Origin of the sequence: Endozoicomonas sp. 8E, from assembly GCF_032883915.1 — a bacterium.
Classification (GTDB): Bacteria; Pseudomonadota; Gammaproteobacteria; order Pseudomonadales; family Endozoicomonadaceae; genus Endozoicomonas_A.
In genome coordinates this window covers 4579110-4604529 of the sequence record NZ_CP120717.1, presented here as the reverse complement: position 1 = coordinate 4604529, position 25420 = coordinate 4579110, and the positions used below count along the sequence as shown (strand labels likewise).

At 44.8% G+C, this 25420-nt stretch carries 25 protein-coding genes; 13 read left to right on the top strand and 12 right to left on the bottom strand.

What is annotated here, in order from left to right:
• Positions 1–9: 9 nt before the first annotated feature.
• Positions 10–1491 carry a leucyl aminopeptidase gene (locus tag P6910_RS15375; protein WP_317142162.1) on the bottom strand — a complete coding sequence of 494 codons (1482 nt, stop codon included), beginning with the start codon at positions 1489–1491 and terminating at the stop codon, positions 10–12.
• Between the two features lie 507 nt (positions 1492–1998).
• On the opposite strand from P6910_RS15375, the gene lptF reads away from it, so the two are divergent.
• Positions 1999–3108, top strand: a complete 1110-nt coding sequence (gene lptF, locus P6910_RS15370) for an LPS export ABC transporter permease LptF (protein WP_317142161.1) — start codon at positions 1999–2001, stop codon at positions 3106–3108.
• Positions 3101–4159, top strand: a complete 1059-nt coding sequence (gene lptG, locus P6910_RS15365) for an LPS export ABC transporter permease LptG (RefSeq protein ID WP_317142160.1) — start codon at positions 3101–3103, stop codon at positions 4157–4159. The genes lptF and lptG overlap by 8 nt, the downstream gene beginning before the upstream one ends.
• Before the next feature lie 123 nt (positions 4160–4282).
• Here the strand turns inward: lptG and P6910_RS15360 are convergent, their stop codons facing one another.
• The 3 genes from P6910_RS15360 to P6910_RS15350 all read right to left on the bottom strand — a co-directional run bounded on the left by P6910_RS15360 (position 4283) and on the right by P6910_RS15350 (position 5968).
• Complete coding sequence (locus P6910_RS15360; RefSeq protein WP_317142159.1) at positions 4283–4765, bottom strand: RDD family protein; 483 nt, start codon at positions 4763–4765, stop codon at positions 4283–4285.
• Positions 4766–4853: 88 nt separating this feature from the next.
• Positions 4854–5402 carry a GNAT family N-acetyltransferase gene (locus P6910_RS15355; RefSeq protein WP_317142158.1) on the bottom strand — a complete coding sequence of 183 codons (549 nt, stop codon included), beginning with the start codon at positions 5400–5402 and terminating at the stop codon, positions 4854–4856.
• A gap of 32 nt (positions 5403–5434) precedes the next feature.
• On the bottom strand, positions 5435–5968 hold the full coding sequence (locus tag P6910_RS15350) for a methylated-DNA--[protein]-cysteine S-methyltransferase (RefSeq protein ID WP_317142157.1): 534 nt from the start codon (positions 5966–5968) through the stop codon (positions 5435–5437).
• 386 nt (positions 5969–6354) lie between these two features.
• Between P6910_RS15350 and P6910_RS15345 the strand changes: the two genes are divergently transcribed.
• A complete protein-coding gene (locus P6910_RS15345; protein ID WP_317142156.1) occupies positions 6355–6576 on the top strand; it encodes a DUF433 domain-containing protein in 222 nt (73 codons plus the stop codon).
• Positions 6576–6905 carry a DUF5615 family PIN-like protein gene (locus tag P6910_RS15340; protein WP_317142155.1) on the top strand — a complete coding sequence of 110 codons (330 nt, stop codon included), beginning with the start codon at positions 6576–6578 and terminating at the stop codon, positions 6903–6905. The genes P6910_RS15345 and P6910_RS15340 overlap by 1 nt, the downstream gene beginning before the upstream one ends.
• Positions 6906–7204: 299 nt before the next feature.
• On the opposite strand, the gene yghU is transcribed toward P6910_RS15340, so the two are convergent.
• Positions 7205–8044 carry a glutathione-dependent disulfide-bond oxidoreductase gene (yghU, locus tag P6910_RS15335; protein ID WP_317142154.1) on the bottom strand — a complete coding sequence of 280 codons (840 nt, stop codon included), beginning with the start codon at positions 8042–8044 and terminating at the stop codon, positions 7205–7207.
• A 201-nt stretch (positions 8045–8245) separates the two neighbouring features.
• Between yghU and P6910_RS15330 the strand changes: the two genes are divergently transcribed.
• Both P6910_RS15330 and P6910_RS15325 read left to right on the top strand, forming a co-directional pair.
• A complete protein-coding gene (locus P6910_RS15330; protein ID WP_317142153.1) occupies positions 8246–11602 on the top strand; it encodes a hypothetical protein in 3357 nt (1118 codons plus the stop codon).
• A gap of 129 nt (positions 11603–11731) precedes the next feature.
• Positions 11732–15082: a hypothetical protein gene (locus P6910_RS15325; RefSeq protein ID WP_317142152.1), complete on the top strand. Its 3351-nt coding sequence runs from the start codon at positions 11732–11734 to the stop codon at positions 15080–15082.
• 149 nt (positions 15083–15231) lie between these two features.
• Here P6910_RS15325 and P6910_RS15320 read toward each other — a convergent pair whose 3' ends face one another.
• The 4 genes from P6910_RS15320 to P6910_RS15305 form a co-directional block, all read right to left on the bottom strand.
• On the bottom strand, positions 15232–15774 hold the full coding sequence (locus P6910_RS15320; RefSeq protein ID WP_317142151.1) for a DUF3833 domain-containing protein: 543 nt from the start codon (positions 15772–15774) through the stop codon (positions 15232–15234).
• On the bottom strand, positions 15761–16510 hold the full coding sequence (locus tag P6910_RS15315) for a hypothetical protein (RefSeq protein ID WP_317142150.1): 750 nt from the start codon (positions 16508–16510) through the stop codon (positions 15761–15763). The genes P6910_RS15320 and P6910_RS15315 overlap by 14 nt, the downstream gene beginning before the upstream one ends.
• Positions 16504–17067 carry a DUF2878 domain-containing protein gene (locus P6910_RS15310; protein ID WP_317142149.1) on the bottom strand — a complete coding sequence of 188 codons (564 nt, stop codon included), beginning with the start codon at positions 17065–17067 and terminating at the stop codon, positions 16504–16506. Before P6910_RS15310 ends, P6910_RS15315 begins: the two co-directional genes overlap by 7 nt.
• Positions 17068–17319: 252 nt before the next feature.
• The gene (locus P6910_RS15305) at positions 17320–18045 is read right to left on the bottom strand and encodes an integron integrase (RefSeq protein WP_317142148.1); all 726 of its coding nucleotides are present in this window, start codon (positions 18043–18045) and stop codon (positions 17320–17322) included.
• Between P6910_RS15305 and P6910_RS15300 the strand changes: the two genes are divergently transcribed.
• Entirely contained in the window at positions 17997–18281 is a 285-nt protein-coding gene (locus P6910_RS15300) for a recombinase family protein (protein WP_317142147.1), read from the top strand. The genes P6910_RS15305 and P6910_RS15300 overlap by 49 nt on opposite strands.
• An 11-nt stretch (positions 18282–18292) precedes the next feature.
• A complete protein-coding gene (locus P6910_RS15295) occupies positions 18293–19456 on the top strand; it encodes an RNA-guided endonuclease TnpB family protein (RefSeq protein WP_317142146.1) in 1164 nt (387 codons plus the stop codon).
• A 34-nt stretch (positions 19457–19490) separates the two neighbouring features.
• Here the strand turns inward: P6910_RS15295 and P6910_RS15290 are convergent, their stop codons facing one another.
• Positions 19491–19856: a site-specific integrase gene (locus P6910_RS15290; RefSeq protein WP_317142145.1), complete on the bottom strand. Its 366-nt coding sequence runs from the start codon at positions 19854–19856 to the stop codon at positions 19491–19493.
• A gap of 267 nt (positions 19857–20123) precedes the next feature.
• Here P6910_RS15290 and P6910_RS15285 point away from each other — a divergent pair, with 267 nt between their 5' ends.
• The 5 genes from P6910_RS15285 (at position 20124) to P6910_RS15265 (ending at position 22888) form a co-directional block, all read left to right on the top strand.
• Positions 20124–20648 carry a GNAT family protein gene (locus tag P6910_RS15285; RefSeq protein WP_317142144.1) on the top strand — a complete coding sequence of 175 codons (525 nt, stop codon included), beginning with the start codon at positions 20124–20126 and terminating at the stop codon, positions 20646–20648.
• A gap of 81 nt (positions 20649–20729) precedes the next feature.
• Positions 20730–21272, top strand: coding sequence for an AAA family ATPase (locus P6910_RS15280; RefSeq protein WP_317142143.1), 543 nt, complete (start codon positions 20730–20732; stop codon positions 21270–21272).
• Positions 21273–21364: 92 nt separating this feature from the next.
• A complete protein-coding gene (locus P6910_RS15275) occupies positions 21365–21739 on the top strand; it encodes a hypothetical protein (protein WP_317142142.1) in 375 nt (124 codons plus the stop codon).
• Between the two features lie 54 nt (positions 21740–21793).
• Positions 21794–22333, top strand: a complete 540-nt coding sequence (locus tag P6910_RS15270; RefSeq protein ID WP_317142141.1) for a hypothetical protein — start codon at positions 21794–21796, stop codon at positions 22331–22333.
• Positions 22334–22435: 102 nt separating this feature from the next.
• Complete coding sequence (locus tag P6910_RS15265) at positions 22436–22888, top strand: hypothetical protein (RefSeq protein ID WP_317142140.1); 453 nt, start codon at positions 22436–22438, stop codon at positions 22886–22888.
• A gap of 484 nt (positions 22889–23372) precedes the next feature.
• Here P6910_RS15265 and P6910_RS15260 read toward each other — a convergent pair whose 3' ends face one another.
• A complete protein-coding gene (locus P6910_RS15260) occupies positions 23373–24317 on the bottom strand; it encodes an IS91 family transposase (RefSeq protein ID WP_317142139.1) in 945 nt (314 codons plus the stop codon).
• Positions 24314–25216, bottom strand: coding sequence for a site-specific integrase (locus P6910_RS15255; protein WP_317142138.1), 903 nt, complete (start codon positions 25214–25216; stop codon positions 24314–24316). The genes P6910_RS15260 and P6910_RS15255 overlap by 4 nt, the downstream gene beginning before the upstream one ends.
• Positions 25217–25420 lie beyond the last annotated feature (204 nt).

The following is a 25420-nucleotide window of genomic DNA, read 5'->3' as shown; positions in this document are numbered from 1 at the left end:
CTGAGAATATTACAGCTGGTTCAGCAGATATTGAATCAACATGGGTACAGGGCGACCGGTAGCACCTTTGGCTTTACCGGAGTTCCAGGCCGTTCCGGCGATGTCCAGATGAGCCCATGGGTAGCTTTCTGTAAAGCGTGCCAGGAAGCAGGCCGCAGTGATGGTGCCAGCCGCACGGCCACCGATGTTGGCCATATCAGCAAAGTTGGAATCCAGCTGAGCCTGATACTCTTCACCCATTGGCAGCTGCCACGCCAGATCGGAAGCGTCTTTGGAAGCTTTCAGCAGTGCTTCGGTAAGCTCGTCATTGTTGCCAAGAAGACCGGTGGTGTGGTGACCCAGGGCAATAACGCAGGCACCTGTGAGAGTGGCAACATCGATCACTGCTTTTGGCTTGTAACGCTCGGCGTAAGTCAGAGCATCGCAGAGTACCAGACGGCCTTCGGCGTCAGTATTAAGAATTTCAATGGTCTGGCCTGACATTGAAGTTACGATGTCTCCCGGGCGGGTAGCGTTGCCACTGGGCATATTCTCGGCGGCGGCAACCATACCCACAACGTTGATGGGCAGGTTCAATGCCAGGATGGTTTGCATGGCGCCAAAAATGCTGGCTGCACCGCACATGTCGAATTTCATCTCGTCCATGGCTGCGCCGGGCTTCAGGGAAATGCCACCGGTATCGAAGGTGATGCCTTTACCCAGAAGGACAATGGGCTTCTCGCCACGCTTGCCACCTTTGTAGTCCATCAGAATCAATTTGGATTCCTGGTCTGAACCCTGGCCTACAGAAAGCAGGGAGTTCATACCCAAATCGGACATCTGTTTTTCACCCAGAATCTTGGCGGTCATCCTGGCATGGGATTTTGCCAAAGCTTTAGCCTGGTCTGCCAGATAAGTCGGGTGGCAGATATTGCCCGGCAGGTTGCCCAGAGTGCGAGCCAGGTTACGACCTTCACCAATGGCCTGACCTTCAGCAATAGCTTGATTCAGAGATTTTGCCTGCTTGCGATCAGCCAGAAAGGTGACTTTCTTCAGTACCAGTGTATCGGCACTTTTACTCTTGAATTCGTCGAACTGGTAGAACGCATACACAATGGCTTCTACCAGCTGACGTACTTTCCAGCTGTGGTCCTTGCCGTCTACATTGATATCTTCCAGGGACACCAGGGCGTCTTTGACAGAGGCAGCTTTCAGTTCACCAGCAACGGCTTTGGCCAGTTTGATGAATTCACTTTCCTGGAGGGCGGTTTTTCCTTCGCCGGTCGCACAGAGCAGAATCCGCTCAGAGGGCATTTCCGGAACATGCTGGAGCAACAGGGTCTGACCTGCCTTGTACTTGAGGTCGCCTCGTTTGAGGATGCTGTTGATGGCACCCTTGCTGGCTTCGTTTACGGCTGCGGCTGCGGCGGTAAGCTCTTTCTTCTGCACACCCAGTACCAGGCAGGCAGTTTTCTGCTTCTCTACCGCTCCGCTTTTTACGATAAATTGCATGGTTGCTCCCATAGGACACTTGTCCGGTTCTAACTCTCGGGGATGACCCGATTTCCTGTTAATCTTTCTGACAAATTCCTGATAAATACTCTTAATCGGGCTTGTGGCTCTGGTAACCAGAAGTCGGGATTTCGATTGAACCGACGGACACCTGAGTCAACCCTGAATGCCTCTCAGGTACACACCCTTTTTTTGCAAAAGGCATGTAAATGATGAGACTTCTTTCATCCGGGCTATAAACTCGAAGAGGTTTGTTGGATAATTGTCAGATCGGGTATTTGAACAGAGCTTGCACGAGAAGTGAATTCCCGCAAGGCTTTCAGAGATAGATTTTAGTCCGTTTATTGTCTCAATGTGTCGACAACTGATTTTTCGGGCAGAAAAATCATGTTTTGATGGTCGACAAATGGCCAGGATTACTCTCTATCCTGAAGCGTCACACTTACCGGACCTGTCGGGTAAGTGAGTTTTACTTTTATGAACTATCGGAAACAGTAACTCAAGATCATGCCTTCGATCCTTTTTCGATATCTGGCCAAAGAAATGCTCAAGGTCACATTTGCTGTGACCGGCGTTGTGCTCCTGATTATCATGAGTGGCCGTTTTGTGAACTATCTTGCGCAGGCCGCTAATGGCACGCTGAACGCCGATATCCTTTTTGCCATTATGGGTTACAGAATGCCCGAATTCCTGGTAATGATTATTCCCCTGGGGCTGTTTCTGGGCATTATCATGGCTTATGGCAGGCTCTATGTAGAGAATGAAATGACGGTTATGGGGGCCTGTGGTGTCAGTCAGGGTCAGCTGCTGCGCATGACCATGATTCCGGCGCTGGGCGTTATGCTATTGGTAGCTCTTCTGAGTATTCTGGTCGCCCCCTGGGGGATAAAGAAAGTAGAAACCATTCTTCATCAGCAGGATTCCATGACTGAGTTCGATACCTTGGTACCGGGTCGTTTTCAAAAGTTTGAGGGGGCAAACCGGGTTACTTACACCGAATCGCTGACGGATGACAATCAACAGATGGAGAAGGTGTTTATTGCTCACCAGTCATCCGGGCGGGGTAGCTCAGAGATGTCTCTGGTGCTGGCAGAGCGTGGTCGTATATCTACCACAGAGGAGGCCGGTCAGCGCTATCTGATCCTGAGTGATGGTTATCGCTACGATCTGACACCCGGCGGCAAAAAAGTCAGGGTGACCCAGTATGGAACCTATGGCGTCCGAATGGAAGAGAATGCAGTCGCTGATGAGATCAGTAAAGAGCAGGCGTTGCCGACTTCTGCATTGTTAGGCTCTGATAATCTCACCTATATAGCGGAGTTGCAGTGGCGTATCTCACTGCCATTATTGATCCCAATTATTGTGTTGCTGGCTGTACCGCTCTCAAAAGTAAACCCCAGACAGGGGCGCTTCGTCAAACTCTTGCCCGGTGTATTACTCTATTTACTTTATCTGGCGTTACTGATTTCAACCCGGGGAATGGTTGATGATGGTCGCCTTTCTCCACAGGTCGGTGTCTGGTCGGTGCATGGGGTTTATCTGCTGCTTGCATTGGTCGTTTATTTTCAGGAGCCTTTGCGGGTCATGATTGCCAAAAGGAAAGTTGCTCATGCGTAAACTGGACCGTTACATCGCATGGAACGTATTGGCTTCCATGGTCGTGGTGCTTTTGATTCTGGTGGCGCTGGAATCCATGTTCGCGTTTCTGGGTGAGCTGGATAATATTCGTGGCAATTATCAGATGGCGGATGCAGTCGTCTATATTTTGCTTCTCATCCCCAAGAAGATTTATGAGTTCATCCCGGTGTCAGCCTTGATTGGATGTCTTGCCGGCCTTGGCAGTATGGCCTCAAACAGCGAGCTGGTGGTCATGAGAGCCGCAGGTGTTTCGCTGTGGCGGATGGTCTGGTCTGTGATGAAGCCGGCCCTGGTGCTGATTTTCATAGGCATCGTATTGGGAGAATATGTGGCGCCTGCCACAGAGCAGATTGCCGAAAGCCGGAAGAATATCGCCCGATCCTACAATGGCGAGTATTCCGGAGAAGGGGTCTGGCACCGTGAAGGCAATGAATTTATGTATTTTAATGCCGTTGAGCCTAATGGTGTGCTCTATGGTGTGAGTCGGTACGTCTTTGATGATGATATGAAGCTCAAGGAGAGTTCGTTTGCCAGAAGGGCGATCTATCAACAGGATCACTGGCTACTTGAAGATGTCACTCTTAGTCGTATGGAAGGCGATAAAGTCGTTTCAGAAAAAGTGAATACAGAGCCCTGGGATACCAACCTGACAACAACGCTATTGAAAGTGGTGGTGGTTAAGCCCGATGGCCTGTCTATATCAGGCCTGAATACTTACACCCGTTATCTGGAAGAGCAGGGGCTGGATACGGGGGAATATGCGCTGGCGTTCTGGACAAAAGCACTGCAACCCTTGTCTATTTTCTCCCTGGTACTGGTGGGGATCTCCTTTGTCTTTGGTCCTCTGCGCTCGGTCAGTATGGGGTTGAGAATCTTTTCGGGTGTGATTACCGGGGTGGTATTTATGATTGTGCAGAACCTGCTGGGGCCTTCCAGCCTGGTGTTTGGTTTTCCGCCAGTCTTCTCTGTTCTGCTGCCGGTTCTAATCTGTATTGGTATAGGATCATTGTTGCTATACCGGGCTGCCTGATGACAGAGCGCAGTCTTATTTCGGAAGATGGCTGGCTATTTTGAAAGGGTAGGAATGGTGTTGAAGCCAGATACCAAGGCAGTCATTTAGCTGACATAGGCTGACTGCCTGTTATTTATCCGGTCAGGACTTTTGTTTAGGAATATAAAGCGTTCTGGACCGCGATAACCGATCTTGCCAGCTCAGACGTTCCCGATCCCAGAGACACCAGAAGACTCCCAGTCCGCAAAGTAACAGGGCAGGAATAGCGGTCAGTGTGCGAATCAGACATTGGCCGATAGAAATATAACCCCCTTGCCGATCCAAAATCTGAATATTCCAGGCCTGCATGCCCAGTGTCTGGCCTCGACGAGACCAGAAAAAGGCGAAGAAGCTGAAAATGCTCAGAAAAAGCGCAGCATAAAAGAAAGGTCCGCCAATGGATTGCCCGCTCTCTGTCATGGCCTTGAGTTCTTCAGCTCCATGCACCTTCATCTGAATACCCAGGTTGATAAAACCCACCAGAAACATAATGGCCAAAACCAGAAAACTGTCGTAGATCATGGCAGCCAGTCGCCGCCAAACGGGTGCGGGTTGAGCCTGCTTCTTTTGAGATGTGCCTGACATAAAAACTCCTGTAACAGGCTGCGGAGTTTATCAGTTTCTATCTTGTTGGGCAGCTATGGCATAAAGGCACCCATAAAAAGTAAGGCTGTTAATGATCCGCAGGGTTGATTCTGGATGTCAGAATATGATCCTGCCACTTTCCGGCAATCTTGAGGTAAGACCGGGCTCTGCCTTCTACTTCAAAGCCCAGCTTTTCGAGTAATGCAGCACTTCGATGGTTGTCAGGAATATAGTTGGCCATGATGCGATGAAGCTTTGCTTCCTGAAAGATATAGTCCATGCCCGCAGAAACAATCTCGAACATTAATCCCTGACCCTGGTATTTTTTCGAAATAGAGTAGCCCAGGTGACAGGCTTGAAATGCACCATGGACGACATTGTTAAAATTACACAGGCCAATGATTTCTTTTCGGTCAGGTGTCATTGCTGTGAGCTGGAAACCTGAACCTTCCTCGAAGCTTTTGTACTGTTCAGTGAGCTGGTGCTCACACTGTTCCAGTGTATAAAAACCTCTGCTTCGCACAGGTTCCCAGGGGGTAAGGTGATCCCGGTTAGTCAGTCTGTACTCCAGAAGCAGTCCGGCGTGTTCGGAATCAAGCAGGGTTAATTGAGTTCTGGGTGTTTTTATATTGATCATATTTTTATGGTGAGTCGGAGGGGGAGGGTATGTTAATCAAACAGCGAACCCTGTTGAGCAGGTAAGCCACCTTCCAGATTAAGTAGCTTTTCTTTAGCCGGTTTACCACCGGCATAACCCTGAAGTTCACCGTTGCTGGCAATAACTCGGTGGCAGGGAATCAGTATTGAAATGCCGTTTGCACCATTGGCATTGGCTACGGCTCTCAGGGCGTTTCTGTCTCCCATGGACTCTGCCAGTCCGGCATAGGTGGTGGTCTCTCCATAGGGAATATCCATAAGAGCCTGCCAAACCTGCTTTTGAAAGGCAGTGCCAACCAGAAGCAGGGGTACTGAAAAGCTATTCCGCTCTTTACGAAAATACGCTTCCAACTGCTGTCGGGTGAGGGCCATAACTTCGTTGTCTTGCTCGACATACTCTGCTTTGAGCCCATTTCTGACACGCGCGTCAACTTGCAATCTTTTCTTTCGATAGCGCCAGTCACACAGGCAGAGCTGCTGGTCATAGGTGCCCAGCATCAGCTCGCCAACGGGTGATTTGTAGTATTGGATGTTGATGGTGTTCATAGTGAAGGTTTATAACATATTTTGAGCTGAGGTTGTTTGGTTGAGGTGGAAAATATGTTACAGGCTTGCTCCCATGCTACGGATTGGAGTGTATGCATCCCGATAAGCGGACCCCGAAACTCAAGACAAAGTACTGGTTTCCTGGTCTGAACCCAAAGGGCCTGAAAGCGAGGAAACCAGGATTTTGTGGTAGCCTCCATACCATGGGAACAAGCTAAAAAACTGGGTGCCTGATATTCGCCACCTGATATTCGCCAAGAAAATTAATTCCCTGGAAGTTACTGCTAGAATGGTGAGGCTGTGTAGCATTGTGTTTTAAGTATATAGAGGAAATACACGCTACTGGCCCGTTGTAGAATGTTTACGGGCTTATTCGGGAGAGAATTATGAATAAAGAAGGTTATTTAAAGCATATTGAAGTTGATCAGGCAAAACGTTTTGGAAAACCTTGTATAAAAGAGACCCGAATAACGGTTACGGACATACTGGAAATGCTGGCAAGTGGTATGACGCAAGCAGAAATACTTGATGAACACCCTAATCTTCTGGCTGAGCATATTAAGGCTGCATTGCTCTATGCAGCCAATCAGCTATCTGGTGCCGCCTGATGTTATTGTTGGATGAAAACCTTTCACCAAAACTTGTTGTCAGAATCAATAATACATACCCCGGAAGCTTGCATGTTTTGCATTCAAAGCCGGATAACTCACCTGATATTGAAATCTGGTGTTATGCAAAAAAACAACAGTTAACCATTGTCAGCAAAGACAAAGATTTTCTTCGCTATGCAATTCAGTACGGCCATCCACCAAAATTGGTTTATCTGACAACAGGAAATGCAAAACTGGCTGTTGTAGAAGCCATTCTTTTAGAAAATGAAGCGATCATAAAATCATTTGTCACATTGGACAAAAAAGGTGTCTTGAAAATGGGCTAGTTATACAAAAGTTTGTAGCCACTACCTTACAGGTGGATTATCATGCAGCATAGATTCTGCTTTAGCTCCCACTTCAGAACGACTCAGTGTAGGTCTGTCGTGCGCAGGACTGACTTTGTCATGCCACTGGTCATATCCACCTGAAGCAGAATCTTTGACTGCACCTTAACCTTCATATCTTCTCTATGTTTTGGCCCGTATCCACGCTCCTGTCTGAGAGTGTATTTGGGACTGAGAGAGTGAAAAATATAAGATCGTCCTCAACTTGCTGAATTTATTAATTACCAGACAGCTCTCAATTATTTGAAGTCAGTCTTATCATGTCGTTCAGGCAACTGTTCCTCGGGTTCTCCCCAGGTTCTGTTGACCATCTTGCCGCGTTCAACTGCGGGTCGTGAAGCCATCTGTTCTGCCCAGCGTTTAACATTTTTATAAGAGTCCACACTCAAAAACTCTGCCGCGTTGTATAGATGACCCAAGACCAAAGTACCGTACCAGGGCCAGATAGCGATATCGGCGATGGAGTATTCATTGCCTGCGATATAATTGTTTTTCGCTAGTTGTTTATCCAGTACGTCCAGCTGGCGTTTTACTTCCATGGTGTAACGATTAATCGGGTATTCAAATTTCTCGGGTGCATAGGCATAAAAATGGCCAAAGCCTCCACCTAAAAAAGGTGCACTGCCCATCTGCCAGAATAGCCAGGACATGACTTCTGCACGGCCCTCTTTTTGCGGCAAAAATTCGCCAAACTTTTCTGCCAGGTGAACCAGAATGGCACCGGATTCAAAAATACGAACCGGTTTCTCGCCACTGTTATCGATCAATGCCGGAATCTTCGAATTGGGGTTGATATCGACAAACCCGCTACCGAATTGCTCTCCTTCCATGATCTTGATTGGATAAGCATCATATTCGGCGTTATCAATGCCTTTCTCTAACAACTCTTCGAACATGATAGTGACTTTTACTCCGTTGGGAGTGGCTAGTGAGTACAGCTGGAAAGGATGCTCTCCCTTGGGCAGTTTTTTATCGTGTGTTTTACCTGATACCGGGCGATTGATATTGGCAAACTGTCCGCCGGATTCATCGTCCCAGGTCCAGACCGCCGGAGGGGCGTATTTGTCTTGTTCGCTCATGTTCTAAGTCCTCAGATTAGTGGACCCATACTAGCTTTGAATGCTTTTCTTGAACAGATAATGAAATGGAAAAGTATTTGACAGATGGAAGACTCAAGCAGGGGTTATATCGCAATTGTCGGTTGCGGCTCGGGAATTGGAATTTTTTTTCGTTCTCATTGTCAAAAGGTAAAAAGGACATTTTGATAAGGGTGCGCATATATGGATGTAACAGGCAAAAATACCAATACCATGACCGGATCTGGCCTAATTTCCAAAGCCAGTGATAGTGAAGGAATAGGGAATTATAAATCGCTGTCGGTAAGATCCACCGAAGGCAAGGAGAGACTCTTCAATCCTGCCAATGTTGTATCTGGCAACATCGGAGTATCTGGAACCCGATTTCAACGGCTAGACAGTTCGTTTACTCTTACCGACTGCAATGTCAGCCATTCCAGACTTTACAGTCCGAAAACCATCGGTATAGAAGGTGGGGCAGAAGGCAACCAGAAAGTAGCCCCCAGTTCTGGCCACGGTCAGGTAGAGCAAAAAAAGTTGCTGGAATTACTTACTTCAGAAAATGTTAGAGAACAATGTGTAAAAGAAGAATTAGAGAAACTTGTCCAACAAATTGATAAATTACATGTCGGTATCAGTTTAATGGATAAAGTCAATGAGCTGAAAAAAGAGATTAAGGAATACATTGATACGGGTACTTACAGCTACACAGGGAAAGAATTTGAAAGTATAAATGGTGCTCAATCAAGAAAAAAAATAGCGGATAATATTAAAAAAATAGTACGGGATATCGCTATTTGGGCGGGGGTTGAAAAAGACAATCTGAAAGTGCTCACCTATATTATTGAACAAGGGGTTCCTATCGAAAGGAAAGCTGGCCGTATTGATCTTGATTCTGAGTCTACTGTATACCTTCCTTTTGACACGATGAGAAAGCTGGTAGATAACTGCAAACCAGACTTTCCGGACCTGTTATTTGTCAAGGGTATTTTTGCTGATGCTGATCCTCGCTTTGACGTTCTTTCCGAGGAGATTTTAACTTCCAGATACATTAAAGATGAATTATTTCAGCAGGCAATCGCACAATCAATACCAACAGTTTCATTTAGAAGGTTAATGATTTTTTTTAACTACCTTCGTCGTAAATGTAATGCCAGAGACATGATTAAAGACCTTAATAGGCATAGCTTCGAAAATCACCGCATTGCCAATCGTCACAGGATGGAAAGATACAGTAAAAGCATAATAATGGTATTTGTTTTGGAAGCTATGGCTCAACAATCACAAAAAGAAGCACAGGAAGAAGTCTGTAATCTTATTGGATCATTTTATCAGGATGAGCAGCAGATGATTGCAATGATTGCACTTTTGGGAGGACTGCACCAATGCTCCGAACTATTGACTGAAATGGGTATTACCGTCTCCAGGCAGGCGTTTAAAAAAGCCTCGGTTAATCTTGAAAATTCTCCTTTTCTTATGGCTAAAGAGGCGGGTCTGACGAATGAACGACTGTTTGCCAATACAGTGAATCGAATAGCTCCGTTTTTATGGTCCTTGCCCAATAAATTCGGGCTATATCTGCACCAGGAACACTGGCTTTTAGATAAAAAATCGCTGTCGTTTATTCATCTTGTCATGGATCAATTGTCGATTTGTCAGGAGGGGAGTTATGAATCGAAAAATGGTTTAGCGCCGAAGCATGGAGCAACATTGGTTCCGGGAGATGTTAGCCTGTGGGCAGCAAAAATTTTTAAGGGAATGAGTGATGCTACTTTGACAAACAGTGCAGGTCTTTTACAGGAAGATGCCCGCTATAGTGAGACATGGAACATCCTGATCAGCCAGGTTAAATGCTGCAATGGGCTGGCCCGTTCCGATGATTTCAAGAAATTCGTGGAATGGCTTTTGATGGATGGTCTGTCATGGGTACGAGGGGAATCGAAATACCGTGAGAAAGAGGCAGCTTTTACAACCAGACTGAAAAGTTACCGGCCGGACTTGTGGCCGGACCCGGGTAGTGAGGATTCGACAACATCACCGACATTATGTGATCAACTTGAAACATATAGCAATCGTGTCACTAACTTACATTTTAACTTCATTGAATCATTTCTACGGCTTGCCCCTCCAGGCCATCGAATTTATGTGCTAAATAACTGGTTAAACAATCCTGATTGCGCAAAGCAGCGGGAAACCCTGTTTTGCAGATCTGTTCATCCCCTCAATACTATGGGAAGTCCTAACATTTGGCAGGTGTTGTTATCACTGGATAAGGATTATCAGCCACAGGAAAATCAGTTTGATAATGATTGGCAAAAACTGGACAATCCGCAGCAGTGGTCAGACCCTCCCCCGACAGCATCATTGATGGGTCAATCTATCGAGGTGTGCGGGCGAACGCTGGTCATTCAGAGAACGGACGGTGGCTGGGATTATCTGAAATTTCTCAGCGATACAGAAAAACCGGAAGAACTGGCAAAAGAGGGTAATAAAATCAGCCTGATGGCAACCATAGCCAGCCAGCATGGCTTGAAAAGCTCAATTCCTGAAGTGGTCGGCAGATATCGCTGGGAAAATGTGCAGACTGATCTGAAGACATTAATATCTCCCACCATAAAGGCAAAACTGGAGGAAAAGTGTTGCTACATTGATGGCAAGACAGGTTATTGTCTTCATCTGAAATCAACCAAAGATGCGCCTTATCATTTATACCCTTATTTACTTGATCCAGTAACAAAGGCGGATCAGATTTTCGAGGGACTCTGTAAGTATGCCCATGATTGCGGTGTTTTATTCAGTTGCGGATTATATGCTCCTGCGGTAATGGCGGCTGATCATGATTCTGTGACGAACCGAAAGCACCATGTGCTTTCGTCTTATGTGAATGCCTCTAGCGAGGGGAGGATGCTTCAGTGGAAAAAAGCCTCAGAACATCCCAATGTGGGTCCCGTAGGCATGCGGGACTCCGGTGATACGAAAAGTATGTATGAGCTGGGTGAAGATTATTTTTTTTCCGGCAGATGTCAGAAATTTCTTGATTTTGAAAAATCAGAGGATCGAGCCAAGGTAGCCTTTTCTGAACTGGCAAAAAATGCCCAGGGGCTGGTATTGCAATATGCTCTCTGTTTTCAAAAACAGTTCGACTCTGGCAATAGGGAATCCACAGTCAATCATGAGCATAAAATAAAGGCCATTCTGGCTACTCTGTTTCACAAGGCGTTTCCCCGATTCACAGAAGAGCGCGCGGTTCAGGCCATGGACGAAGATGGGCTGCTGTCACAGGCTGTTAGAGAGATTGTCTACTGGTGTAGTCATGACGCCAGATTCGTTAACGATATTAAACAGAATGTTATACCGAAGATGACCTACCCAGACTGTCCAGAAACGACCAATATCTTTGATTATTGCACATTGGAACCTCGTGAGCTGGTCCCCGGCGTTGGTTTTGTTACACGGGATAACCAGCCAAACCTTGGCGTTTCTTTCGGTGTCAATCCATTGGTTACGTTGAATGCAGTGCTTGTAAAGCTACTGGCCAGGGGCGCTCTGACCTCTCTGTGAGTTTAATCTTTTCAGGATAAACTCATCACTGGATTTACCGCAATTGTCCGTTGTGGCCCGGGAATTGGAATTTTTTTTCGTTCTCATTGTCAAAAGGTAAAAAGAACATTTTGATAAGGGTGCGCATATATGGATGTAACAGGTAAAAATACCAATACCATGACCGGATCTGGCTTAATTTCTGAGGTCAGTGATAGTGAAGGAACAGGGAACTATAAATCGCTGACAGTAAGATCCACTGAAGGCAAAGAGATATACCTCAATCCTGCCAATGTTGTATCTGGCAACACCGGAGTATCTGGGCCCCGATTTCAACGTGTTGACAACTCACCTGATCTTACCGACTACAGTGTCAGTCATTCCACACTTTACAGTCCGAAAAATATCGATATAGAAGTTGGGGCCGAAGGCAACCAGAAAGTAGCCCCCAGCTCTGGTCATGGTCAGCCAGAGCAAACAAAGTTGCTGGAATTACTGACTTCAGAACATGATAAAGAAGAATGTATAAAAGAAGAATTTGAGAAACTTTTCCAACAATTTGATAAATTACATGTCAATATCAGTCTAATGGATAAAGTTAATGAGCTGAAAAGAGAGGTTAAAGAATATTTTGATAATGATACTTACATCGTTAGCAGGTATAAATCGGAAATTACAAGCGGTATCGAATCAAGGAAAAAAATAGCGGTTGATGTTCAAAAAATAGCACGGGATATTGCTATTTGGGCCGGGGTCGAAAAAAACAATCTGAAAGTACTTACCTATATTATTGAGCAAGGGTTCCCCATCAATCCTCTATCCAGCGGTCTTGATTTTGACCTTGAAACTACCGTATACCTCCCTTTTGATACGATGAGAAAGCTGGTCGATAACTGCGAAGATCATTGCCCGGACCTGTTATTTGTCAAGGGTGTTTTTTCTGATCCGGACTCTCGCTTTGAACTTCTTTCCGAGGAGATTCTAAATTCCCGATCCATTGATGGTATGTTATTTCAGGAAGTAATTGCACAATCAATACCAAAGGTTTCATTGGCCAGGTTAATGATTTTCTTTAATTACCTCCGCCGTGGATGCAATAGCAGAAACATAATCAGAGACTTGAATGAGCATCAATTTCGATACCACCGATTTACTAATAGAAGAGAGATTCACAGATACAAAAAAAACATAATAATGGTGTTTGTTATTGAAGCTATTGCACAACAATCACAAAAAGAAGCCCGCAAACTTATTGTTTCATTTTGTCAGGAAGAACAGAAGCTGATTGCAATGATTGCTGTATTGGGAGGACTTCACCAATGCTCCGAATTATTGACTGAAATGGGTGTTACCATCTCCAGACAGGCGTTTAAAGACGCATCGGTTAATCTTAATAAATCTCCTTTTCTTATGGCCAAAGAGGCTGGTTTGACCAATGAACGATTGTTTGTCAATACAGTCAATCGAATAGCTCCGTTTTTATGGACCTTGCCCGACCAATTTGGAATGCAGATGCACGAGGAACACCTGTATTCAGAGAAGGATGAGCTGCCATTTATCCATCTTGTCATGGAACAGATGTCCATTTGCCATAAGGGGAGTTATGGATCGGAAAATGGGTTATGGGCGTATCATGGGAAATATTTGGATCTGAGAGATATAAGCTTGTGGGCAGCAAAAATTTTTAAGGGAATTAATGATACTATTTTGGCAAACAGTGCAGGTCTTTTACAGGAAGATGTCCAGTATAGTGAGACATGGAACACCCTTATCAGTCAGGTCAAATGCTGCAATGGCCTCACCCATCCTGATGATTTCAGGAAATTCATGGACTGGCTTTTGCTGGATGGCCTGTCATGGGTTCGATCGGAATCGCGCTACCGTGAGGTTGAGGCAACGTTTACAACCAGGCTGAAAAGTTACCGTCCGGACCTGTGGCCGGACCCGGGCAATGAGGCATCGGCAACACCACCAGGATCATATGCATATTCTCAACTTGTAACGTACACCACTGGCGTCACTAACTTACATTTTGACATCATTGAATCATTTCTGCGGCTTGCTCCTCCAGGCCATCGAATCCATGTGCTAAATACCTGGTTAAACAATCCTGATTGTGCAAAACAGCGGGAAGCCTTGTTTTGCAGAACTGCTTATCCCCTCAATATTGTGGGAAGTCCTAACATTTGGCAGTTACTGTTATCACTTGATAAAGATTATCAACCACAGGGAAATCAGTTTGATAATGATTGGCAAAAACTGGACAATCCGCAGCAGTGGACTGCCCCTCCCCCGACAGCATCATTGATGGGCAAATCTATCGAGGTGTGCGGGCGAACGCTGGTCATTCAGCGAACGGATGGCGGCTGGGATTATTTGAAATTTCTCAGTGATACGGAAAAGCCTGAAGAACTGGCTAAAGAGGGTAATAAAACCAGCCTGATGGCAACCATAGCCAGCCAGCATGGCTTGAAAAGTTCGATACCTGAAGTAGTCGGCAGTTATTGCTGGGAAAATGTGCAGACTGACCTGACGAGATTAATACCTCCCACCATAAAGACCAAACTGGAGGAAAAGTGTCGCTACATTGATGGCAAGACAGGTTATTCTCTGCATCTGAAATCAACCAAAGATGCGCCTTATCATTTATACCCTTACGTTCTTGATCCAGTAACAAAGGCGGATCAGATTTTCGAGGGACTCTATAAGTATGCCCATGATTGCGGTGTTTTATTCAGTTGCGGATTATATGCCCCAGAGTTAATGGCGGCTGACCATGATTCTGTGACGAACCGGAAGCACCATGTGCTTTCGTCTTATGTGGATGCTTCTAGCGAGGGGAGGATGCTCCAGTGGAAAAAAGCCTCAGAACATCCCAATGTAGGTCCCATTGGCATGCGGGATTCCGGAGATACGAAAAGTATGAATGAGCTGGGTGAAGATTATTTTTTCTCCAGCAGGTGTCAGAAATTTCTTGATTTTGAAAAGTCAGAGGATCGGGCCAAGGTGGCCTTTTCAGAACTGGCAAAAAATGCCCAGGGGCTGGTATTGCAATATGCTCTCTGTTTTCAAAAACAGTTCGACTCTGGCAATAGGGAGTCCACAGTCAATCATGAGCATAAAATAAAGGCAATTCTGGCTACCCTGTTTCACAAGGCGTTTCCTCAATTCACAGAAGAGTCCATAGGGCAGTCCATGGATGAGAATGGGTTGCTGTCACAGGCTGTTAGAGAGCTTATCTACTGGTGTGGTCATGACGCCAGATTCGTTAACGATATAAAACAGAACGTTATACCGAAGTTGACTTATCCAGACTGTCCTGAAACGACCAATATCTTTGATTTCTTCATATTTGAACCTCGTGAGCTGGTCTCCGATGTTGGTTTTGTTACGCGGGATAACCAGCCAAACCTTGGCATTTCTTTTGGTGTCAATCCATTGGTTACGCTGAATGCAGTGATTGTAAAGCTGCTGGTCAAAGGAGCCCTGAGTTCTCTGTGAGTTCAATCTTTCAGGATAAACTCATTAGTGCATTACAGAGTACTCCTATCAGTACAGAAGCCCCACACCAGCTTTGAATATCTTTCGCGAATAGATAATAAAGCAGATGAAACTACTGCATAGACCGAATGCCCAAACGGAAACTATCTTCAGCTGCCGGTATCATTCCCGTCTTTGATGATCGTCAGAGTAATATAGCCCAAGTCGATACCGAACTTGGTCATGATGGATTCATTGATGATGACTTTATCGCTGACCAGGTACATTTTGTCGTCTATTGACACTTCGAGAGGTTTACCCTTGTAGAGGATGTTCAGTACATACGCCATAAATAAGGCATTGCCAGATGTTTTCACAGGCACGGCTTCTTTAACATCTCCTGCACTGGCCAGGTAGCTGCCTTTGCCATCCGGAGTGAATGTCCAGATACGTTTTTGTTTTTCACCGTCGTCAAAAATAAAATCCTCATCCAGAGTGCCAATCCCCTCTTCGTCCCAGCTCCCTGTCATGGTGGCGTTAAAGTAGCGTATTACCTCGCCGCTTCGATTCTTCAGAATCCCATGGGCTGTCAGAGGACCATTGAAAAACTCCGGTAATGAGAGAGTGGGTTGGTTATCTTGATATTGACTGATATCGACGGAGCTGCAGCCAAATAAAAACAGAACCATCAGTAGGGCGCTAATTCGCAACATAACTAATCTCTTGGTTTTTAATAGGTGTATGGAATTGATAGCGAATAGTGACGTCCTGATAATCACCATTCTTACCGCTGATATTAGAGCGGCCAGAGAAAATCATCAGCTTTTGACTTTGCTTGTCATAGCTGAGTGTAAGTGACGACGAGAGCATGCGGTATAACCAGCTGTCTGGGGCAATATTGAAGCAAATATGAGTCTCTTTCAGGTCTTTCTTGCATTCAACTGTTTTTATGCGGAGATCGATTTCCCGTTGGTGGCTTGGTATCAGGTATTGAATCACTGTTTCTTTTTCTGCTAAAAGTTCGTCCCAGTTTAAACGAATGTAATGATCGAAGCCGGCATCGATTACCAGGTCAGGTGATAAGGTGATGTCTGATAGTTGAGTGTCTGCACCGAAGCTTGCTCTGTAAGAAACTTTGACTGCACCGTCCACGAACTCGGTTTTGATCAGTTCTCCATTACGCTGATTTGTCTGGATGATATCAGGGGCAATAAAGCTATCGCTGTAGTCGATGGTTTTGTTGGCGAAAATACTTCCGTCAGTCTCTTTATAAACAACATGATGAGACAGGGAGTCCGGGAATCTGTGCTCTTCAGTGTATGCCAGTTGTTGTGTTCCCAAATGATATGCATACCCGATAATTGCCGGATGATCTGCTTGAGTGAGCGGAGAGAGTAGTAGAGCCGGGCTGAACATCATGATCGATTTTGGGGTTAAAGACGCTAGCATAAGGATTGTTCCTGTTTTCTTTTTGTATAGCCAATCAGAGTCAATAAAACAGCCCAGATCAGGCCTTCCAGCAGCAATAGCCTCTCCATGGGGATCAAAAGCTGAGCCCCTGATAATTTAATGCCTGCCCAATAACTGAATGGCACAACCAGTAAGCCCACCAATGGAGGTAACCAGAAGGTCTTAAATACCCAACTCATCGAATGTTTAAGAGTAGTTGCGAACGCAACCCACAAAACGCATAGCCAGATTGGAATAAGAAAATGATCAGTACGCTGATATGCAATCCATCCTGCATTCATAATTAAAGTGTCAGCGAAGATACCAACGGCTGGCACGAAAAAGATCAATCGTAACTCTTGTGCATCGGGTTTCATTAGCGTGAAGTGCACAAAAAGCAAGAAGAGTAATGCCAAGAGCGCATACAGGTTGTTACCTTGCACAGCAATAAACCAAACCAGCTGAAATAACACGGCGTTAAGGACTAATAAACGCTTGCTTTCTTTAACCATAATGTATTGACTCTGCCTGCACCAGTTGCCACCCCGGTAACCCATGTAACTTCGTTCCTTATCATGCCTGCCAGCCAATATGTTGTTATGTCTTTTTCTACGTATAGCCGTGATGAATGGATCACGAAAAATATAAGACAGCCATAAATAAGCACTACTACCTACCCTTCAATAGAGAATACTGGCACAATGTCGCTCAATAGAATCTATTCACTCAGGCAGTCAGGAAGCTATTGAGCCAAAGGGATAAGCGCTCTTCAGCAGTCTCGGGGAACTCCCCGGGCGGTAGCGTGCCAGTTATATTTTGCACAGAGGGCTCTTTACTGCATGACCACCACGATTTAGCACATGAGTGTAGATCTGGGTTGTCTTGAGGTCTTTGTGGCCAAGAAGCTCCTGAACAGTTCGAATATCGTAACCATCATCCAGCAAATGAGTAGCAAAAGAATGTCGGAAAGTATGGCAGCTTCCTTTCTTTTCTATACCGGATAGCTTAATGGCTCGTTTTACCGCTCTTTGCAAAGTGCTGTTATCAATATGATGGCGTCGCTCGCGGCCATCTCTGGGGTCAGTTGAACGTTTGTGAGAACAAAATAAATACTGCCAATGCAGGCTTTTTGCTTCAGATGGGTATTTTTTTGCAAGAGAATCCGGCATCCATACTTCACCAAAACCGGCTTCTTTATCCATAGTATGGAGAAAACGAACCTCGCTTATTCGGGCTTTTAGCCCAGGAATAAGTGGGTCAGGCAAGACAGTTACCCGGTCTTTATTGCCTTTACCACTGCGAACAAGAATAGCCTTACGGTTGAAGTCAATATCCTTTATACGCAGACGAAGGCACTCCATTAGCCGCAGCCCGGAGCCATACATCAGTTGAACCGGTAACTTGTGTGTAGGGTTAAAAACAGTTCGCAGAAATCTATTATAATCTAAAACTATCTTATAAAATCTCGAGCATGGATAAGTGATTAGTGAAGATAGGTGAGGCAGCTCGTTTACATGGTACAGACCCAATAACACTACGAAAATCGGAAAGCACAGGTGAGCTGCTTCCTGCCAGAAAGACCAAAGTTGGAACTTGTTACTACGACGTGTCTGAATTGATGGGCTACAGTAACGAAGCTGCGCCTACGCTTTGCTATTGCAGAGTATCCAGTCACGACCAAAAGCCAGACTTAGACAGGCAGCAAGAGTTACTGGAAGCCTACTGTTCTATAGAAGGTTGGCGAACTCAGGTTATACGAAAAAATGCTTGAGACTTTGCGAGATGTTGTTAGCTCACAAGATTGAACTCAGACCGACAAAACAACAAGCCGATTATCTTGATAGGGCTTGTGGTTCTCGTCGTCATGCGTTCAATCAACTGTTAGCCCATTTCAATCAAGAAGGCGTTAAATGGTCAAAGAAGGCTGCCAATGAAAAATACCAAGAACTCAGGCTTGAGTTTCCCTGGTATGCCGAAGTCAGCCAACGTGTCACCAGGAATACAATCGACGATCTTCATGACGCCTTTACTCACTTCTTCCGTCGGGTGAAGAAAGGAGAAAAAGCAGGTTATCCAAGATTCAAGAAGCGAGGACTACACGACAGTTTTTCTCTCAGAGAAAAACCCAAGTTCGATGTTGATGGCAGAACACTTCGCATTGAGAAATTGAAAACCCGCATCAAGATGCGCCAGAAACTGAGGTTCACAGGAACACCCTGTCAGGTGACGATCACTAAGCGAGCCGGAAAGTATTTCGCTTCTATTTTGGTAGACACTCAGGATTACGACCCAAAAGCACAAAGCAATGAGTCTGTAGGCGTTGATTTTGGCATCAAAGATTTAGCTATTTGTTCGAATGGCAAAACCTTTGCTGCTAATCAGAAACTGAAAGGCTCTCTGAAACGCCTTAACAGGAAACAGAGGGCGTTAAGCTGCAAAACAAAGGGAAGCAACCGCTATGTGAAAGCCAAGCGAGCGGTTGCCAAACTGCATTACCGGATAAGTAACCAGCGAACAGCCGTACTACATGAGGTAAGTGATTATCTGACGTCAAGATTCAAAATAATCACCCTCGAAAATCTGAATGTCAAAGGCATGGTAAAAAACCGCAAACTGGCAAGAGCAATCAGTGACGCAGGTTTCGGTAAGCTGAGAGAACTGGTTGAATACAAGGCAGAGCTGCGAGGATGTCAGGTTGTGATTGCAGATCGGTTCTTTCCCAGCTCGAAGAAGTGTGCGGTTCATACTTGCGACTACGTAAATGACAATCTTACTCTGTCTGATCGTGAGTGGCGGTGTCCAAAATGTAAAACTCTGCATGATAGGGATTACAGTGCGAGTTTTAACCTTGATAATTATGGTCGAGACAGGTTACAGCTCGACCCTAAACCCTACGCAAGAGTGGAGTCAGACACGATTCGTCGTGCATCCATGTCGACGGCGTAGATAAGTCTACATAATTACAGATTATGTTAGATTTTTAGTAGCGGCTGATCACTGTGAAAATTGCATTTATTTCATGCCTTTCAAACACCACAGGAATCCTTGTGGGCTTCTTTGCTCTGACCAGGTTGCTGACATCGCCCAGGGTTCTGCCTAAAACTTGTTTGTATAAAAAGTTCAGAGCATTCAATGCCTGGTTTTGTGTTGAAGTAGCAACCCGACGCTGAACGGCAAGATAAGTCAAAAATTGTCTGACATGATCAGGCCCTAAATTCTTTGGATGTTTCATGTTTTGATAACGAATGAAGTACTTGATCCAATAACAATACGACTGTTCAGTTTTATAGCTATAGCGCCTCACTCTGAGGGTGTTGCGTACTTCAGTCATAAAAGGAGATGGCATGGTAAACTCAACAACTGTTATTTTGTACAGTATTATTGAAGAAAATACCAAAAATGCAAATAACTCACTAGCGGCCTATTCTGGACGGTAGGTAGAATAGACTCATAGTCTGTTGATAATTAATGACTTTTTGACAGATTGAAAAAACGGGATATATCTCTAGTGAGTTAATTTTCCCTGATTTGGGGGGGTATAATGCGTGTGAGTGTAATATCTGATATCACTCGCTTGAGTTCTAATAGCTGTTATAAGCCTCAAGGAAAATTCGTGGAAACTGATAGAATTAAGTTATCCCCTCCTTCTATGGAGTTAGTATCTAAAGTTCATGATGCTATAAATGAAAGTGAAGAGAGTCTAAGCGTATATTTGCCATGGGTTCAAAATGGCTTATCTCACCCTGAAGAAAATATGAAACATGCAATAACAAACTATGAATCATTTAATGGTGAGCTAAGATTTTTTATCATTGAAAAATCCAGCGATGACCTACTTGGTGCAATTGGCTTGATAATAAGAGACAAAAATGTACCATTTTTCGAAATTGGCTATTGGCTGAGAAATTCAAAATCAGGTAAAGGCTTTGTCACAGAAGCTCTAAAAGTTCTTGAGACCTATTCATTCAAAGAGCTTGGGGCAAAACGCATAGAAATCAGAGCAGCTGAATGTAACAAAAAAAGTCGTTCTGTTGCAGAGAGAAATGGCTATCAACTCGAAGCAACATTCATAAACGAGCGCCGACTTCCATCCGGTAAATTATCAAATACTGTTGTTTACGGGAAAACCGGCTTATAACAAGCACATGGTGTCGCCAGCAAGCTGGCTGGGACGCCTACGGCGCCCCACATGTGGGCGTTAACCAGACGAATATAACTTATGCATCTCAAGAATCATATAATTTTTTCAGGAGGCCCGGGAGCTGGAAAGACAAGCTTACTTGAACAATTAAAATTGAAAGGATTCAATGTAAAAGAAGAAGTTGGTAGGAAGGTTATTCAAGAGGAAAAAAAAGAGAATTCAGAATGCTTACCTTGGAGAGATAAGTGTCGGTTTGCTGATGAAATGGAAAGATTGGAAAATGAAGCCCTAAAAGCAACAAAAACTACTGAGAGTTTAATCTTTCTGGATAGATCAATTGTCGATGTGTATGGGTATAGGCAGTTGGAAGGGTTGGAAATACCAAAAGCATTAGAAAAAAGTTGTTCTGAGATTAGGCATTCAAAAGAAGTGTTTATGTTCCCCCCTTGGGAATCAATTTATCAAAATGACAGCGAAAGAAAGCAAACATTTAGTGAGGCTGTAAATACGTATCAAGTTATGGTAAGTTGCTATTTAAAATTTGGTTACAGTGTTACGGAAATGCCACTGGATACTGTTAAAAATAGGCTTCAGTTCATTTTAAAGGCTGTGTCTGGTTAACAAGTGTGTCCACGGGATCGTCGCTGCGCTCCTCCCCGTGACACGTGCGTTATGCCTCTTAACCAGGATCGTGTTTTATTTATAGGAATATCATGAATAATAAAGATCTTCGTACACCAGCTAAAGTGATTTTATTTACAATTTTAAGCATCCCTTTGTGTTTGATATTTCCCAAAATGCCCATAACAATGCTTTGGCTTATTGGTTATATCACTGTGATGTTTTTTATCTTTAAGTTCAACTTTAATCACCTAGAGCAAGGGGCTTTGGTAATTTACTTTGGTGCAGCTATTGCCGTTTTGGGTAAGTACTACATTTTAAATTTTCTAATGGAGTCATTAGCTGCCGGAGAAGATGTAAATGTAATTGAAACATTCTTTCAAATAATCTTAATGGCAAGTTCTGGTCTGGGTGGTGGGCTTATTTCACATTACGTAATTTCAAAACCTGGGAGCAAAACAAAATAAAAAGGTATAATTCTCAAAAGTTAAATGTATAAGTTATAAGCTTAAGGTTGTTCTGTGAAATTCTATGATTTAATGGATGTTCCTCACAATAAAGATACTCGCTGTATTGATATTGCTTTTCTTCAAGAAAAGCTTCCGAATACTCCTTTAACTATTTTAAAACAGGTCTATTCAGATCATGGTCGAAATATCGATTTTCAAGATCAGTATGCGGACTTAGATCTATCAGTGATTGAATGGAGCTTAGAAGAAATTCCTGCTACAGAAATAACGGGCAGTAGTTTCTATCCGGGTTTTTCTACTTGGTTTCAGGGTGTTTCACAAAGAACACTACAGTTTGTCTCTAAAGGCTGGAATTGCATTGATGTTCGTCCTCAAGTAATAGAGCACTGGAAAGAGAATAGCACATGGGTAGAACCTCCCGTCATATTTAGCAACTCTGTCTATACCATTGGCTCTAATTTTCATTTGGTTGAAGGACACACAAGAGTTGCTTTACTTAAAGGCTTAGTAGAGTCTGCTATCTTGCCAGAAAACAGTGGGCACAAAATTTGGGTAGGAAGAGCATCAAGTTCACAACTAACCGAGGCATAACAAGTGCGTGGTGTCGCCAGCAAGCTGGCTGGGACGCCGCCTGCGGCGGCGCCCCACACGCAGGCGTTATGCGCTTAGTAAAAAAATAATCATGAGTAGCTTATGAGTGCAAAAACAAATTATATATTATTTATATCTTTATTTTGGGGTGTAAGCTCATTCATGATTACCCACTATGTTATGGACAAAATTCCCGTTAGTTTTCCCATCAATCAAAATGACTTTGATTCAATTTTCTTTATTGCTCCTATATGTACGTTTTTATCATCTTGTTTAATATGTCATGAGCTGATTTCAATCGATGCAAATAAAGTGGTTTCAAGTAGTTGTAAATCAGGAGCGATTGTAGGCTTGTTAAGTCATTTGCCAACATGGTTCATCTTTACTCTTTATAATTCTTTTCTAGGTGATACTTTTGAAATCCAAAAATTTTGGTTTTTATATATTGGGAGTACAATTTTGATAGGGTGGATCACAGTTCCATATGGATTGATTTCAGGAGTATTAGTTGCATCAGCGTACACAGGTATAAAGTATCCAGATCATGATGAATAAAAATCATAATAAAAGAGAACTTACTAGCACTAGCTCAAATCTAAAATTTCTCTCGGTTGAACTTATTATATCAATCCAGCACTTCGCTGGGTATCGTAACCCTCCATGCCGCGCATAACGAATAAGGATAGATTGCGCCCAGCCGCAATCTATCCTGTTGTTGCACAAGCCCGGGTTGAATTCTGGTAAGAAAGATCTATTGAAGTTTACTTTTCTGGCGGACCTTGAATCAAAACGTTTTTTCTGAACGCTATTTATTCAGGATGAGTGTCTCCAGACCACTGCATTACGGTAGTCTTGGATATGACGGATCTGTCTGGCTGAGCTTACATTTCCTCCTTGCTTGTGAATGGCGGTGTTTGTTGCTGTGGCAATACTCAGGTCGGTTTCAGGAAACTGAACGCAATGTGTTTCATAGACTCACCGCAATGCCTGCATGTGAATTTCGGGCGAATGACAGGTTCGACTGCTTTCACCATCACGTTTAAAACCAGTTGCACCAGTGATAATTGTTTTTTGCGTTGCTGTGTAAAAATCCGTAATCCCGCGATCGTCGAAGTCGTCTGGGTAATACATGTTTCAGTACCAGCCACAGGAAGTCTTCTCCTGGCAGGGTTCGCTTCTCCTTTTTGCCGGTTTCACTGTTGAGGTAAGAAAAGGTCACCTTTCCTCGTTTGCTGGCCAGGATATTGTTGTCACTGATCACGCCTCGGTACAGATAGCGGGATAGATATTCAAGTGCTGGTAATCCTTTGCCTACCCGTTTGCAATTGACGACCCACTCTTTGGGCAGCCTTGTTTTCAGGCTCGGAGATAGTAGTCCCTGTTCGTCCAGGGCGCGAAGGAGTTTGGCTCGAAAGACCATGGCCAGGTTCTTGCCATTGAACAGGTAGTTGCCTGTGAGTTTGCGCCACTCTTTTCGTCGGGTATTGATGCCGCCACCTGGCACGACAAAGTGTATATGGGGATGGTAATCCAGTCGTCGGCTATGAGTGTGCAGGACGCCGGTCATTCCCAGGCCTGCATCCAGTTTTTTGGAATTGCTGCCGAATTCTTTTAGGGTGTCAGCTGCCGTTCTGAACAGTAAATCGTACACCTGTCGTTGATGTTGCCACGCCAGGTTTCGAAGTTGCGCTGGCAAGGTGAAGGTCACCATAAAGTATTCAACGGGCAGTAGTTTTTGTCTTTGCCGCTGCAGCCACTCGCTGGTATCGGTGTTCTGGCAGCGGTTGCAGTGGCGATGCCCGCAGGACATGGGCTTTTGATCCCGTGTCCGGCAGCTGTTGCATTCCAGCAAGGTCATACCGGCTGCCGACGTTCGACAGTGCTGTATCGCTTGCAGTGCTTTGATATGGCCAGGTAAAAGACATTGACTGTATTTTTCCAGAAACCGATCACCGTATTGCGCTGCTATATCGGAAAGCTTCATTGATCATCTCCTTTCAGCTTGAGTTCATTGATCAGATGATTCATCACTTTCCTGGTATTAAGTTGGGCGGTTTCTGTTAACTGGGTATAGATAGCGGTGGTTTTTGGGCACATGTGCCCGAGCAGCGTCTGAATAGCCCTGAGACTTAAACCCTGTTCAAGAAGGTGCGTGGCAAAGCTGTGTCGTAAACTGTGAGGGCTGACCTTTTTATTAATCCTGCATTCTTCAACCAGCTGTCTCATGGCTTTCTGGGTGCAGGAACGGCTCATGGGCTGAGTCGCCCGGTGCCGTTGCTGTGCGCTCTGGCCTTCAGGAAAAAGAAACTTTGGGTTTCGGTGAGTGGCCCAATAGCGGCGCAGGGCCTTAAGTGTTCGACTGGGAAGATCAACATAGCGATCCTTGCCGCCTTTGCAGTTGCGCAAATGGACTCTCATGAGTTCGGAATCAATGTCGGCAATGGTCAGGTTCAGGCCTTCGGCCAGCCTTAAGCCCATGCTGTAAAGTGTCAACAGAATGGTGTAATAGCGTAGTTTCCGTGCAGTATTAAGCAGTCGTTCTACCTCTGCAGGCGTCAGGATAACGGGCAGTCGCTTGACGGTCGGTGGTTTGATGATTTCAACAAAGTCCCAGTGTTTGCCCAGAACATGTTTCCAGAAAAACTGCAGGCCATTACGATCGGTTTTGACCGTGCTCCAGGAATGGCTTTCCACCAGGGCGGCAAAATAGGTTTTTAAATCCTCAGGGCTGAGTCTGTCAGGACAATGATCAAAGAAGGTTGCCAGCCGCCGCAGCGGCCTGCTGTATAGATCAATGGTTGATTTTCTTTTGCCCTGAAGCTTCAGGGTGGTGATGTGTTTTTGATACAGTTTGTCAAACCGGATTTGCTCAGAACGTTCCATGTTGCTTCCTTATATAAGCCGCGCCGGAGTGGTGCGGATATCAGGAAGTATTGGCAATGCCGGGGTGGCTGGGATGAACGGTATTTTTTTGCCGCGTTAGCGGCTTGGTTCAACAAGTGCATTGTGTCGGCAGCGAGCTGCCTGGGACGCCGCTTGCGGCGGCGCCCCACACGCAGGCGTTAGCCGGCAGCAGTATGAAAGTTT

Excerpts from the sequence above, each read along its gene's own strand:
- P6910_RS15315 (WP_317142150.1), bottom strand. The coding sequence starts at position 16,510 with ATGCTAGCGTCTTTAACCCCAAAATCGATCATGATGTTCAGCCCGGCT.
- P6910_RS15265 (WP_317142140.1), top strand. The coding sequence starts at position 22,436 with ATGAGTGCAAAAACAAATTATATATTATTTATATCTTTATTTTGGGGT.
- P6910_RS15260 (WP_317142139.1), bottom strand. The coding sequence starts at position 24,317 with ATGAAGCTTTCCGATATAGCAGCGCAATACGGTGATCGGTTTCTGGAA.
- P6910_RS15290 (WP_317142145.1), bottom strand. The coding sequence starts at position 19,856 with ATGCCATCTCCTTTTATGACTGAAGTACGCAACACCCTCAGAGTGAGG.
- P6910_RS15310 (WP_317142149.1), bottom strand. The coding sequence starts at position 17,067 with ATGGGTTACCGGGGTGGCAACTGGTGCAGGCAGAGTCAATACATTATG.
- P6910_RS15280 (WP_317142143.1), top strand. The coding sequence starts at position 20,730 with ATGCATCTCAAGAATCATATAATTTTTTCAGGAGGCCCGGGAGCTGGA.
- P6910_RS15340 (WP_317142155.1), top strand. The coding sequence starts at position 6,576 with ATGTTATTGTTGGATGAAAACCTTTCACCAAAACTTGTTGTCAGAATC.
- P6910_RS15375 (WP_317142162.1), bottom strand. The coding sequence starts at position 1,491 with ATGCAATTTATCGTAAAAAGCGGAGCGGTAGAGAAGCAGAAAACTGCC.
- yghU (WP_317142154.1), bottom strand. The coding sequence starts at position 8,044 with ATGAGCGAACAAGACAAATACGCCCCTCCGGCGGTCTGGACCTGGGAC.
- P6910_RS15350 (WP_317142157.1), bottom strand. The coding sequence starts at position 5,968 with ATGAACACCATCAACATCCAATACTACAAATCACCCGTTGGCGAGCTG.
- P6910_RS15345 (WP_317142156.1), top strand. The coding sequence starts at position 6,355 with ATGAATAAAGAAGGTTATTTAAAGCATATTGAAGTTGATCAGGCAAAA.
- P6910_RS15355 (WP_317142158.1), bottom strand. The coding sequence starts at position 5,402 with ATGATCAATATAAAAACACCCAGAACTCAATTAACCCTGCTTGATTCC.
- P6910_RS15255 (WP_317142138.1), bottom strand. The coding sequence starts at position 25,216 with ATGGAACGTTCTGAGCAAATCCGGTTTGACAAACTGTATCAAAAACAC.
- P6910_RS15330 (WP_317142153.1), top strand. The coding sequence starts at position 8,246 with ATGGATGTAACAGGCAAAAATACCAATACCATGACCGGATCTGGCCTA.
- lptF (WP_317142161.1), top strand. The coding sequence starts at position 1,999 with ATGCCTTCGATCCTTTTTCGATATCTGGCCAAAGAAATGCTCAAGGTC.
- P6910_RS15325 (WP_317142152.1), top strand. The coding sequence starts at position 11,732 with ATGGATGTAACAGGTAAAAATACCAATACCATGACCGGATCTGGCTTA.
- P6910_RS15275 (WP_317142142.1), top strand. The coding sequence starts at position 21,365 with ATGAATAATAAAGATCTTCGTACACCAGCTAAAGTGATTTTATTTACA.
- P6910_RS15360 (WP_317142159.1), bottom strand. The coding sequence starts at position 4,765 with ATGTCAGGCACATCTCAAAAGAAGCAGGCTCAACCCGCACCCGTTTGG.
- P6910_RS15320 (WP_317142151.1), bottom strand. The coding sequence starts at position 15,774 with ATGTTGCGAATTAGCGCCCTACTGATGGTTCTGTTTTTATTTGGCTGC.
- lptG (WP_317142160.1), top strand. The coding sequence starts at position 3,101 with ATGCGTAAACTGGACCGTTACATCGCATGGAACGTATTGGCTTCCATG.
- P6910_RS15295 (WP_317142146.1), top strand. The coding sequence starts at position 18,293 with ATGTTGTTAGCTCACAAGATTGAACTCAGACCGACAAAACAACAAGCC.